Below are 12195 nucleotides of genomic sequence, written 5' to 3' on the forward strand. Positions count from 1 at the left end.
AGACCTGTAGCGTGAGCGGCCCCGTTCGGGGCCGCGCGGCGTGTCGCTCCGCCGCCCGGCCCCGGCCGGTGTCAGACCGCGTCCAGCACCTCCGGATGCACTGCCGAGAACGCCCCCGTGGCGTGGTCCAGGACGTACGCCTGGGCCTCGGCGACATGGAAGTACATGCCCTGGAGCTGGAGCTTCCCCTCCGCGTAGCGGCGGGCCACGCACGGGTGGTCCAGCAGGTGCTCCAGCTGTTGGACCACGTTGGCCAGGCTCAGCCGCTCCAGATCGTCGGCCGGCTCCCGGTCCGTCATCCCGGGACCGCCCCGCGCCAGCCGCTCCAGGCTCGGCCGGCCGTGTCGCAGCCAGCGGGCCAGCGGGGTCTGCGCGCCGGGCGCGTGGTCGCTGCCGAGCAGCGCCTGCATGGCGCCGCAGCCGGAGTGCCCGCAGACCGTGATGCTGCCGACCTTCAGTACGTCCACCGCGTACTCGACGGCCGCGGCCACCGAGTCGCAGGAGTTGTCCGAGCCGGGCGGCGGCATCAGATTCCCGACATTGCGGACGGTGAAGAGGTCACCGGGCCCGCTGGAGGTGATCATGCTGGTCACCAGCCGGGAATCGGCGCAGGTGAGGAAGAGCTGGGTGGGCCGCTGGCCCTCCCGCGCCAGCCGCGCCAGCTCGTCGCGCACCAGGGGTGCGGTGTTGCGCTGGAAGTTGCTGACGCCCCCGAGCAGCTGGTTGCCGGCCGGTGCGGTGACGGTGGCGGCGCTCGGCCGGGTGCAGTGGTGGTTGCGCCACGGCGTCCAGGGCCGGCAGGCGTGCGTGCTCGCCGGTTCGCTGACGGTCCCTCCGTTGCGGTCCCCGAGCATGGCCCAGCCGCCGCGGGCACGGTGCCGGTCGCACCACGACTGCAGCGCTTCGTACGCCGCGTGGTCCATGAACGAGCCGTCCAGCTCCACGACGGCGTGCGCTCCGTCCGGCACTTGGGCGAAGGCCCGGGTGAGCCGGGGCACCGCGAGGAACGTCAACTGCCCGCGGGCCCGCACCCGGTAGCCACCCGCCTCCTCGGAGACCGTGATACGGGTGCGGGTGAGTCGGCGCAGCGCGGTGAACGCCGCGACCGCGATCCCGGCCACCACGCCCTCCAGTACGCCGAGCAGCAGCACGCCGCCGATGGTGGTGACGTACACCGGGAACTCCTGGTGCCGCCGTACGTTTTTGATGTGCGCGAAGCTGACCATCTTCACGCCGACGAGCAGGACCAGGACGGCGAGGGCGGCGAGCGGGATCAGATCCAGCACGCCGGCCAGCAGGCTCGCGCACAGCACCACCCACACCCCGTGCAGGACGGTGGACCAGCGCGTCACGGCTCCGGCCCGGATGTTCGCCGAGCCGCGCATCGCGCCGCCGGCCACCGGCAGACCGCCGAGCAGCCCGGAGACCACGTTCGACGCGCCCTGGCCGAGCAGTTCACGGTCGAGCCGCGCGGGTCTGGCCTGCCGGTCCGGGTACTCGGACTGCATCTTGTCGAGCGCGACCGCGGACAGCAGCGATTCCATGCTCGCGACGAGGGTGACGGTGACGACCGCGGCGAGCAGGCCGAGCACCGGGCCCTCCGGCAGCCGGGGCAGCACCGGAGCGTTCCACGACGGCAGATCGACGCGCGGCACGGTCAGCGCGAGACCAGCGGCCGTGGCGGCGGCGACCGCCGCCAGCGCCGCCGGGACCGCCCGCAGCGCGCGCACGGCTCTGTTTCTGACGTTCTTTCCGGGCAGCCGGGGCCAGCCGACGAGGACGACGGCGGTGAGCGCGCCGATCCCCAGGGTGGCCGGGCTGGTGGCCGCCAACTGGCGTGGCAGCGCACCGAGGTTGGCCAGGGCGGAGCCCTGGGCGGTGCCGCCGAGGATGACGTGCAACTGCCCGACGGCGATGGACACGCCGATCCCGGCGAGCATGCCGTGCACGATGGCGGGGCTGACGACGAGCGCGGCCCGCGCCACCCGCAGGGCGCCGAGGGCGACCTGGGAGAGGCCGGCGAGCACGGTGATGGCGCAGGTGGTGCGCCATCCGTAGCGCTGTACGAGTTCGGCGGTGACGACCACGAGGCTGGTGGCAGCCCCGCTGACCTGCAACGGGGCCCCGCCGAGCAGCCCGGCGACGATACCGCCGACGGCTGCGGCGACAAGGCCGGACTGGAGGGGCGCACCGGTGGCGAGGGCGATACCGAGCGACAGCGGCACGGCGATCAGAAAGACAGTGATCGAGGCGGACAGATCGGACCTGTGAGGCGTCTGCATGGTTCCCGTCTCCTTCAGGGCGGCGGGACGTGGTAGCCGTACGTAACTGTATGGCTACTCTCAAGCGTCGGTAAAAGGAGAGTAATGCGGATATACGGTTCGGTGAAGTCCGTAGATCCACTCGGGCGGAGATTTGCTCCTATCGGGTGAATCGGGGAGTGGTTTGGCCGGTCGTGACGGCCAAATCGCGGGAGCATGTCAGCTTTTGCTCTCGAATCCCTGCTCTCCCCTTTGGATCGAGGTTCGTATGCATTCCATGCGGAAGACCACGGCCCTGGCGGCTGTAACCGCGTTGGCATTCGGCGCGGTGGGTTGTTCGAGCGGTTCCAGCGGTTCCAGCGGTTCCAGTTCGGGAGGGTCCGGGCAGAGCAGCCGACAGCACGACGGTCCTGCCGCGGCCGTGCAGAAACAACCGGCGCGGGTGATGAAGCTGATCGGCGACGGCTCCACCGCCGAGACCGGGGCGCAGCCCAACCAGCCCAAGTTCGAGCGGCTCGCGCCGGGCGAGAAGCCCCCGCAGTTCGTCGTCTTCTCCTGGGACGGCGCGGGAGAGGACAGCCAGAAGCTGTTCTCGCACTTCCGCGAGGTCGGCAAGGAGAACAACGCGGCCATGACGTACTTCCTCAGCGGCGTCTACCTGCTGCCCGGGGACCGCAAGGAGGTCTACGCGCCGCCGCGGCACTCGCGCGGTGCCTCCGACATCGGCTTCACCGACCGCCCGGAGATGACCGACACGCTGCAGCAGATCCGGCTGGCGTGGCAGGACGGCAGCGAGATCGGCACCCACTTCAACGGCCACTTCTGCGGCCCGAACGGCGGGGTCGGCACCTGGTCGTCCGAGGAGTGGAAGAGCGAGATCGAGCAGGCCGAGGGCTTCGTCAAGAACTGGAAGACGAACAGCGGGCTCACCCAGCTCGCCCCGCTGCCGTTCGACTACAGCAAGGAGCTGGTCGGCGGCCGCGCCCCCTGTCTGGAGGGCCAGCGGAACCTGATCCCGGCCGCCAAGGCGATGGGCTTCCGCTACGACGCCAGCTCGGTCGGCGGGCGGCAGGTCTGGCCCTCGCAGATCGACGGCGTCTGGGACTTCCCGCTCCAGGACATCCCGGTCCCCGGCCGCGCCTTCGAGACGCTGTCCATGGACTACAACTTCCTGGCCAACCAGTCCGGCACCACCAAGGGCGACCCGTCGATGCGCGACTACTGGGGCCGGCAGATGGAGAACGGCCTGGCCGCCGCCTTCGACCGCGCCTACACGGGCAACCGGGCGCCGATGTTCGTCGGCAACCACTTCGAGTCGTGGAACGGCGGCGTCTACATGAAGGCCGTCGAGTCCACCATCAAGTCGGTGTGCAACAAGGACGGCGTGCGGTGCGTGTCGTTCAAGCAGATGGCGGACTGGATGGACGCGCAGGACCCGGCGGTGCTGCAGAAGCTGCGCACGCTGGACGTCGGGCAGGCGCCGAAGGAGGGCTGGCCGGCCCTCCTCGCGGCACCTGCGGCCCCTGGCGCGCCTGCGGCATCGGCGGGCGCCGCCGGACCCGGGTCGAGGGTCAGCTAGGCGACAGCGCGCCGGCGGCGGTCATCGCCCCGGCCTCGCCGAGTACGAAGACGGGGTCGACCTGGGATGCCAGGTCGGCGCCCGTCTTGGCGTTGCCCCAGCTCTCCGCGTTCTTCAGATGGAAGTGCACCATCTGGCGGGTGTAGCGGTCCCAGTCGCGTGCGTCGTACGAGGCGTCGGCCGTCTCGTGCATCGTCCGCAGCGCGCGGCGGTTGATCTCCTCCAGCAGCTCGAAGCTCGGCGGACGACCCTTCTCCATCGCGCGCACCCAGTCGGAGTGGCCGACGGTGGCCAGCAGGTCGTCACCCGTCTCGTCGCGCAGGAACGCCAGGTCGTCGGGGCCCTGCACCTTGTTGCCGATGACGCGCAGCGCGACGCCGAAGTCGCGGGCGTACTCCTTGTACTGACGGTAGACGGCGACGCCCTTGCGGGTCGGCTCGGCGACCAGGAACGTCATGTCGAACCGGGTGAACATCCCGGAGGCGAACGAGTCGCTGCCGGCCGTCATGTCCACCACGACGTACTCGTCGCGCCCGTCGGTCAGATGGTTCAGGCACAGTTCCACCGCTCCGACCTTGGAGTGGTAGCAGGCGACGCCGAGGTCGGACTCGTTGAACGGGCCGGTGGCCATCAGCTGCACATGGGCGCCATCGTCCAGGGGGACGGTGCGGGCGCACGCGGCGTAGACCGGGTTCTCCTCGACCACCCGCAGCAGGCGGGAGCCGCTGCCCGGCGGAGTCGTCTTGATCATGGTCTCGACGGAGGCGATCCGCGGGTTGGTGCCCCGCAGGTACTCCTTGATCTCCGGCAGGTGGGCGCCCATCGCGGGGAACGCGGCGGCCTCCGCCTCGTCCAGGCCGAGGGCCGGGCCGAGGTGCTGGTTGATGTCCGCGTCAACGGCGACGACGGGCACGCGGGCGTCCGCGAGGTGGCGGATGAACAGGGAGGACAGCGTGGTCTTGCCGCTGCCGCCCTTTCCAACGAAAGCGATCTTCATGTTCGCCAAGAGTAGTCGGACATCTACGGGCGGTGACGGTTTGGAGTGGGGAAGGCCACTCGATCGGGGTTCATTGGTGCGGTTCGCTGTGCGTAGGGTCGTACTCATGGGTACGAACGCTGATCCGCTCGCCATCCTCGGTTCCCTGCCCGGCGTGTCCGACGCGGTGGACTCCGTGCGGCAGTCCGTGGACAAGGTCTACGGGCACCGGGTGATGCGCCGCCGGTCCGAAGAGGTGACGTCCGAGGCGGCGCTGCGCGGAGCGCGCGGTTCCGCCGCACTGGCCGGCGCCGACTGGCCGCTGGAGGAGATGCGGCGGCGCAGCGACTTCTCCGCGGACGCCGAGGCCCGCACGGTGGGTGCGGCGCTGCGGCTGACCGCCGAGGCCGGGCAGATGCTCAGCGTCTGGCGCCAGTCGCCGGTGCAGGCGCTGGCGCGGCTGCACCTGGTGGCGGCGGGCGGCGCGGCTCCTGACGACACGGTCGGCCGGCCGCGGCTGGCCGGTGAACCGGTCGACGAGCCGCTCGTGGAGCTCTCGCTCCCGGAGTCGGGAGAGGTGGCCGCCCGGCTCGACGGGCTGGTCGGACTGCTGCGCGCGGGGAGCGAGGCGCCCGCGCTCGTCGTCGGCGCGGTGGTGCACGGCGAACTGCTCTCGCTGCGGCCCTTCGGCTCGTTCAACGGGCCGGTCGCGCGGGCCGCGGAGCGCATCGTGCTGGTCGGCAGCGGACTCGATCCCAAGTCGATCTGTCCGGCCGAGGTGGGCCACGCCGAACTCGGGCGGGCCGACTACCTCAAGGCCCTGGAGGGTTACGCGTCCGGGACGCCGGAGGGCATGGCCGCGTGGATCGGGCACTGCGGGAAGGCGCTGGAACTCGGGGTGCGCGAGAGCGTCGCGGTGTGCGAGGCGCTGCAGCGCGGCGCGGCCTGAGACCGGAGCCCGGAAAGGGTTGCGCCGGAAAGGGTTGCGGCGGCACCCAGGGGGTGCCGCCGCTGACATGTCCGTCGCGTTACCATGCGTGCTCGATTTTTGCCGATCAGGTCGGGACTTTGCCCGTCACCTGGTGCGGCTGGCCCGGTTAGCGGGTCGGCTGCGCGTGGGTGCCCGACTTCCATGCTGGGTCCGTGTGGCCAGATACTCTGCGGTCTTCCTCTCGGAACGTCCGTGGTCTCGCGGGCCTCTGAGTCCTTTCTACCGCCGCCACGGCCGAAGCGGAACCCCTGAGCGCACTTCTTTACTTTTGCCTTCAATCAGGACAAAAGTGACGGTCGGCGGCGACGGGCCGCGTACCAGACCAGTCCGGCGGTGGCGGCGGCCGCTCCGACTGCCGCGGCGGCGAGCACCGGGCGCGGCGGCATCGACAGCGACGGGATCCGCTGGTTGAGCCGGACCGGCCGGTTGAAGGTGAGGATCGGCCACTCCTTGCCGGTCGCCTCCCGGCGCAGCCCGCGGTCCGGATTCACCGCGTACGGGTGGCCGACGACCTCCAGCATGGGGATGTCGGTCACCGAATCGCTGTACGCGAACGACCGTTCCAGGTCGTATCCCTCGGTCTCGGCGAGCCCGAGGATGGCCTCGGCCTTGGCGGGGCCGTAGACGTAGTGCTCGATCTCGCCGGTGTAGCAGCCGTCCTTGGCGACCATCTGGGTGGCGATCACATGGTCGGCGCCGAGCATCCGGCCGATGGGCTCGACGACCTCGGCTCCCGAGGCGCTCACGATCACCACGTCCCGGCCGGCGGCGTGGTGCTCCTCGATGAGGGATGCGGCCTCGTCGTAGATGATCGGGTCGATGAGGTCGTGGAGGGTCTCGGCCACGATCTCCCTGACCTGCTGCACGTTCCAGCCGCGGCACAGCTCGGAGAGGTACTTGCGCATCCCCTCCATCTGGTCGTGGTCGGCGCCGCCCACGAGATACACGAACTGGGCGTAGGCGGTGCGCAGCACGGCCCGTCGATTGATCAGGCCGCCCTGGTAGAAGGATCTGCTGAAGGCGAGGGTGCTCGACTTGGCGATCACGGTCTTGTCGAGGTCGAAGAATGCTGCGGTGCGCGGGGACAGGTGGTTTTCCACGAGCACGAGCATAAGCAACCACCATTCGGCGTAAGCTCAGGCGCGTGGGTTTGCCTGAGAAGGCTGTCGGGTACACCATGGAAGTCACGGATCGTTCGCGACCGTGCTAACCCGGTCTGGCTCCTCCCCCCCCGAGTCGGACTGTGGGGACGACCCCCGCTCTCCCCCCCGGCGGGGGTCGTCGCATGTCCGGATGTCTTTTCGGACCGACGTCCCGGTAGCTCTCCTTCCTTTTATGCGGTAGCTCCGCCTCCTCTTGCGCTGCCTGTATCGGGTACGACGTGTCACGTTCCGTAATCGTTGCGCCTTGGCGGCGAACTCACCCGTTCGAGTGGCGGAGTTATCCACAACCGCTGAGTTATCCACCGGAACCGACCAAGATCATCTGAGACCCCGGAACGGCCGGACTCTGTTCGCAGGCGATGCACCACCGTGCTCGCGGGACGAACGAGGGGGACAGGGCCGTGGCTGAATCCATCACACCCGACCGGAGGCCGGCAGCAGCGGACGAGCCGGTCGGACCGCTGATCGTCACTCAGGACGAGGCGCTGCTCGACGATTTGCTGCGGCTGTGCGCGGCGGCCGGCGCCGAACCCGAAGTGGCCTTCGGGGCTCCGCCACGTGCGGGCAGCTGGGAATCCGCGCCGCTGGTCCTCGTCGGCTCCGACGACACCACCCGGCTCCGCGGCGCCGTCCGGCGAAAGGGCGTGCTGCTCGTCGGCCGGGATCTGGACGACCAGGACGTGTGGCGCAGAGCCGTCGACATCGGCGCCGATCATGTGCTCTTCCTGCCGGATGCCGAGACATGGCTGGTGGACCGGATCGCCGATGTGGCCGAGGGAGTCGCCGAACCCGCCCTGACCATCGGCGTGGTGGGCGGCCGCGGCGGCGCCGGGGCCAGCACTCTGGCCTGCGCCCTCGCGGTCACCGCGGCCCGCGACGGCCGCCGCGCGATGCTCATCGACGGCGACCCGCTCGGCGGCGGCCTCGACATCCTGCTCGGCGCTGAGCGCGCCGGGGGACTGCGCTGGCCCGACCTCGCCGACTCGCGGGGGCGCGTCAACAGCGGTGCGCTGGAGGAGTCGCTGCCGCGGCTGGACGCGCTGAGCGTCCTCAGCTGGGACCGCAGCGACTCGGTGGTCATCCCGCCGCAGGCCATGCGGTCCGTGCTGGGTGCCGCGCGGCGCCGGGGCGGAGTCGTCGTCGTGGACCTGCCCCGCCGGGTCGACGACGCGGTCGCGGAATCCCTGGCCCAGATCGACGTCGGACTCCTCGTCGTCCCGGCCGAGTTGCGGGCGGTGGCCGCGGCTACCCGGGTCGCCTCGGCGGTCAGCATGGTCCTCAAGGACCTGCGGGTGGTTGCCCGCGGGCCGTTCGCTTCGGGGCTCGGGGACGAGGAGATCGCCAAACTCATCGGTCTGCCGCTGGCCGGTGAACTGGCGTCGGAACCGGACCTGCTGGATGCGCGGGACGGCGGGCGGCCGCCCGGCGCGAGCGGACGCGGGCCGCTGGCCCGCTTCTGCTCCGCCTTCCTGTCCCAGGCCCTGCCCAGCGGCGGGAGCGTGCCGGTATGAGCGCCGACCGCGCGGAACCGAGGGCGGCGCTCCTGGACGCCGTCAGACTGCGCCTCGCGGAGTACAGCGGGGACCCGACACCCAGCAGGGTCGCCGCCGCGCTGCGCGCCGAAGGGCGGCTGCTGGGCGACACCGAAGTGCTCGGCGTCGTCACCGCGCTCCGCTCCGAAATGGTCGGCGCGGGGCCGCTGGAACCCCTCCTCGCGGATCCGGACGTCACCGATGTTCTCGTCAACGGGCCGGACGAGGTGTGGGTCGACCGCGGGCACGGCCTGGTGCGCAGCGACGTCGGCTTCGCCGATGCCGCCGCGGTGCGCAGGCTCGCCCAGCGGCTCGCGACCACCGCCGGGCGGCGGCTGGACGACGCGCGGCCGTGGGTCGACGCCCGGCTGCCGGACGGCACCCGGCTGCATGCCGTGCTGCCGCCCGTCGTCGTCGGGTCGCCGTGTCTGTCGCTGCGGGTGGTGCGGGCCCGTGCCTTCGCCCTGGACGAGCTCATCGCCGCCGGCACCATGGACGCCGAGACCGCCCGGCTGCTGCGGGCCGTCCTCGACGCCCGGCTCTCCTTCATGATCAGCGGCGGCACCGGCACGGGGAAGACCACACTGCTCAGCTGCCTGTTGGGCCTGGTCGAACCGGATCTGCGCATCGTCCTCGCCGAGGACTCCGCGGAACTGCGGCCCGACCACCCGCACGTCGTACGCCTGGAGACCCGGCCGGCCAACCAGGAGGGTGCCGGTCTGGTGGAGCTCCGGGACCTGGTGCGCCAGGCCCTGCGGATGCGCCCGGACCGCCTGGTGGTCGGCGAGGTCCGCGGACCGGAGGTCACCGAGCTGCTCGCCGCGCTCAACACCGGGCACGAGGGAGGTTGCGGCACGATCCACGCGAACGCGGCCGGCGACGTGCCGGCCCGGCTGGAGGCGCTCGGCTCGACCGCCGGTCTCGACCGGGCCGCCCTGCACAGCCAGTTGGCGGCCGCGCTGTCCGTCGTCGTCCATCTGGCAAGGGACCGTTCGGGGCTGCGCCGGGTCGCCGAGGTCCATGTACTGGAACGCCGCGCCGACGGGATGGTCGTCACCGTCCCGGCCGTGATGCGCGGCGCTCACGGTGCCGGGGAGCGGGGGCCGGGCTGGGACCGGCTGGCGGGCCTGTGCGAGCGGGGTGCGTCATGAGGCCCGGGTCGGCGCTGGTGACGCTGTGGGCGGCGGTGCTCTGCGCGGGGACCGCCGGGTGGCTGATGTGCGGCAGGGACTCCGTGCTGCGCCGGGCCCGGCTGATGCTCGTCGGCAGTCAGCGGCCGGCCACCGTGTGGGCTTGGGGGCCCGGCATGTGGCGCGGGCCGGTTGCCTGCGGGCAGGCGCTGCTCGCACCGCTGCGGGAGCGGCTGGGATGGCGGCTCGGAGGGGAACTGCTCTGCCTGCCCGCCGGACTGCTGCTCGCGCTGCTGGCGCATTCGGTGCTGCCCGCGCTGGCCGGGGCCGCCGCTGTGCCATTGGTCGGCCGCCAACTGCGGGAGCGGGCACGGCGGGTGGTAGCGGAGATGCGGGTGACCGCGGTGGGCACCCTCTGCGGGACGGTCGCCGGTGATCTGCGGGCGGGAAGCCCGCCGCACACGGCACTGGCGGGCGCGATCGAGGACGACGGCTGGCCGGACGCCCCCGAGCTGGTGGACGCCGCGCGGCTGCTGCTGGCCGCCGCCCGGTTCGGCGGAGATGTGCCGGAAGCTTTGCGGGCCGCCGCGCGCCAGGAGGGCGCCGAGGGGCTGGCGGCCGTCGCCGCCTGCTGGCAGGTCGCCGTCGACGGCGGCGCGGGGCTTGCCGCGGGCCTCGACCGGATCGCCGCCGCGCTGCGCGCCGAACGTGATCAACGCGACGACCTGCGAGCCCAGTTGGCCGGTCCTCGCTCGACCGCGCTGATGCTGGCCCTGCTCCCGCTGTTCGGAGTGGTGCTGGGCGCGGGACTGGGAGCGGATCCGGTGGGGACGCTGCTGGGCACCCCGACAGGGCTGGCCTGCCTGCTGGCGGGCGGCCTGCTGGAGTGGGCGGGACTCGCCTGGACCGGACGCATCGTGCGGTCCGCCGAGGAGTCCTGGTGAGCGGCGACCGCGTCCACAGCCTGGGGACAGCCGTCTCGGTCGGCGCCGCGGTCCTGTGTGTCGCGGTGACGGTGATCGAGGCCCGGCGGGAACGCGCCGCGCTCGGCAGGCTCCGCCTGCTGTTCGGGGTGCGGGTCGCCAAAAACCCTGGAACCGCGTGGCGGACCAGGGGGCTCGCGCTGCGGACCTGGGGTCCGGTGGCAGCGGTGGCGCTCGGCGCGGCCGTGTTCGTCGGAGGGATCCCCGGTTGCGTGACGGGTCTGCTCGCCGCGTACGGGATACGGCGCTGGCAGCGCCGGGTACGGACGGCCGGCAGCCATGACCGTGACGTGAGTGCCGGGCGTCAACTGCCGCTCTGCGCCGACCTGATGGCGGCCTGCCTCGCGGCGGGCGCCCGGCCGGGCGAGGCGGCCGAAGCGGTCGGCCGCTCACTGGGCGGGCCGATGGGAGACGGGCTCATACGGGTGGCGGCCGAGCTCCGGCTGGGCGGTGATCCCGAGCAGTGCTGGGAACGGTTCGGCCGGCTGCCCGCGGTCAGGGGGCTCGCCCGCTGCCTGGCCCGCGCCTCGCACAGCGGAGTGGCACCGGTCGACGAGGCGGCACGACTCGCCGCCGACTACCGCGCTGCACGCGGCCGTTCGGCACTCGCCCGGGCCCGGCGCGCGGGAGTGCTCGCCACGGCTCCGCTCGGACTCTGCTTTCTGCCGGCCTTCCTGCTCGTCGGGGTGGTTCCGGTGGTGATGGGGCTGGCGGCGGGGATCCTCGCGGGCGGCTCCGGCTAGCGCCAGGGCCGGCCCGATCGTGGCATACGAACGTCATGCAACACATACCGATACAAGGGGGAACGTCATGGTGGTCCGGATGCTTCGCGCGACGGCCCGGCGGCTTCGGTCGGCCACGGATGCGGGAATGACCACGGCGGAGTACGCCGTCGGCACACTGGCGGCCTGTGGATTCGCCGCCGTGCTCTACAAGATCGTGACCAGCGGTGCGGTGAAATCGGCGCTCAGCGGTCTGATCGAGAGGGCACTCGATGTGTCCTTCTGAGAGCCCCCCGGAAGGGTCGTCGGAGTCGCCTTCGGAACCGCCCCCGAAACCGCCCACCCGGCGGCCGTCAGTGAGGGCGTGCCGGGGCGAGCGGGGGTTCGTCACGGCGGAGGCCGCGGTCGCGCTACCGGTCATGGTGCTCTTCACCGCGGGGCTGCTGAGCGGGCTGATGGCCGTGGCGGCACAGATCCAGTGCGTGGACGCGGCGCGGGCGGGTGCGCGGGCCGCGGCCCGTTCCGAGCCGGAGGCCGCCGCGCTGGCGGCGGCCCGCGCCGCCGCTCCGCGGGGGGCCGCGGTGTCGCTGACCCGGGAGGGTGAGCTGGTCAGGGTGCGGGTCACCGCCCGGGTGCCGGTGCTGGAGGTCGCGCTGCACGCGGAAGCGGCGGCGCTCGCCGAGGACACCGTCCGATGAGCGGCGGTTGGCGCGGGGACCGGGGCTCGGCGACGGTCTGGGCCGCGCTGCTGATGGGCGTGCTGTGTCTGGCGTTCGGCGCGGCCCTGGCCATGGGCCAAGCGGTCGCCGCCCGCCATCGGGCGGGCGGCGCGGCGGACCTGGCGGCGCTGGCCGCGGC

At 72.3% G+C, this 12195-nt stretch carries 12 protein-coding genes; 9 read left to right on the plus strand and 3 right to left on the minus strand.

Going from position 1 to position 12195, the window contains the following annotated elements:
* Positions 1 to 71 precede the first annotated feature (71 nt).
* Positions 72 to 2282, minus strand: a complete 2211-nt coding sequence (locus tag G3I60_RS36165; protein ID WP_164294583.1) for a SulP family inorganic anion transporter — start codon at positions 2280 to 2282, stop codon at positions 72 to 74.
* 247 nt (positions 2283 to 2529) lie between these two features.
* Here G3I60_RS36165 and G3I60_RS36170 point away from each other — a divergent pair, with 247 nt between their 5' ends.
* The gene (locus G3I60_RS36170) at positions 2530 to 3840 is read left to right on the plus strand and encodes a hypothetical protein (protein WP_164294582.1); all 1311 of its coding nucleotides are present in this window, start codon (positions 2530 to 2532) and stop codon (positions 3838 to 3840) included.
* On the opposite strand, the gene G3I60_RS36175 is transcribed toward G3I60_RS36170, so the two are convergent.
* A complete protein-coding gene (locus G3I60_RS36175) occupies positions 3833 to 4837 on the minus strand; it encodes an ATP-binding protein (protein ID WP_164294581.1) in 1005 nt (334 codons plus the stop codon). The two genes, G3I60_RS36170 and G3I60_RS36175, sit on opposite strands and share 8 nt — an antisense overlap.
* 106 nt (positions 4838 to 4943) lie before the next feature.
* Between G3I60_RS36175 and G3I60_RS36180 the strand changes: the two genes are divergently transcribed.
* Positions 4944 to 5765 carry an oxidoreductase gene (locus tag G3I60_RS36180; RefSeq protein WP_164294580.1) on the plus strand — a complete coding sequence of 274 codons (822 nt, stop codon included), beginning with the start codon at positions 4944 to 4946 and terminating at the stop codon, positions 5763 to 5765.
* A gap of 320 nt (positions 5766 to 6085) precedes the next feature.
* Here the strand turns inward: G3I60_RS36180 and G3I60_RS36185 are convergent, their stop codons facing one another.
* Positions 6086 to 6919 (minus strand): HAD family phosphatase, encoded by an 834-nt coding sequence (locus G3I60_RS36185; RefSeq protein WP_138357085.1) that lies wholly within the window; start codon positions 6917 to 6919, stop codon positions 6086 to 6088.
* 452 nt (positions 6920 to 7371) lie between these two features.
* Between G3I60_RS36185 and ssd the strand changes: the two genes are divergently transcribed.
* The 7 genes from ssd to G3I60_RS36220 form a co-directional block, all read left to right on the plus strand.
* A complete protein-coding gene (gene ssd, locus G3I60_RS36190; RefSeq protein WP_343241111.1) occupies positions 7372 to 8481 on the plus strand; it encodes a septum site-determining protein Ssd in 1110 nt (369 codons plus the stop codon).
* Entirely contained in the window at positions 8478 to 9653 is a 1176-nt protein-coding gene (locus tag G3I60_RS36195; protein ID WP_164294578.1) for a TadA family conjugal transfer-associated ATPase, read from the plus strand. Before ssd ends, G3I60_RS36195 begins: the two co-directional genes overlap by 4 nt.
* Positions 9650 to 10576, plus strand: a complete 927-nt coding sequence (locus tag G3I60_RS36200; RefSeq protein WP_164294577.1) for a type II secretion system F family protein — start codon at positions 9650 to 9652, stop codon at positions 10574 to 10576. Before G3I60_RS36195 ends, G3I60_RS36200 begins: the two co-directional genes overlap by 4 nt.
* Positions 10573 to 11358 (plus strand): type II secretion system F family protein, encoded by a 786-nt coding sequence (locus G3I60_RS36205; protein WP_164294576.1) that lies wholly within the window; start codon positions 10573 to 10575, stop codon positions 11356 to 11358. Before G3I60_RS36200 ends, G3I60_RS36205 begins: the two co-directional genes overlap by 4 nt.
* A 67-nt stretch (positions 11359 to 11425) precedes the next feature.
* Entirely contained in the window at positions 11426 to 11623 is a 198-nt protein-coding gene (locus G3I60_RS36210) for a DUF4244 domain-containing protein (protein WP_164294575.1), read from the plus strand.
* Positions 11610 to 12035: a TadE family type IV pilus minor pilin gene (locus tag G3I60_RS36215; RefSeq protein ID WP_164608269.1), complete on the plus strand. Its 426-nt coding sequence runs from the start codon at positions 11610 to 11612 to the stop codon at positions 12033 to 12035. Before G3I60_RS36210 ends, G3I60_RS36215 begins: the two co-directional genes overlap by 14 nt.
* A partial coding sequence (locus G3I60_RS36220; RefSeq protein ID WP_275418724.1) for a pilus assembly protein TadG-related protein occupies positions 12032 to 12195 on the plus strand: 164 nt, incomplete at its 3' end. The genes G3I60_RS36215 and G3I60_RS36220, both read left to right, overlap by 4 nt.

The organism is Streptomyces sp. SID13666, from assembly GCF_010548325.1.
Taxonomy (GTDB): domain Bacteria; phylum Actinomycetota; class Actinomycetes; order Streptomycetales; family Streptomycetaceae; genus Actinacidiphila; species Actinacidiphila fildesensis.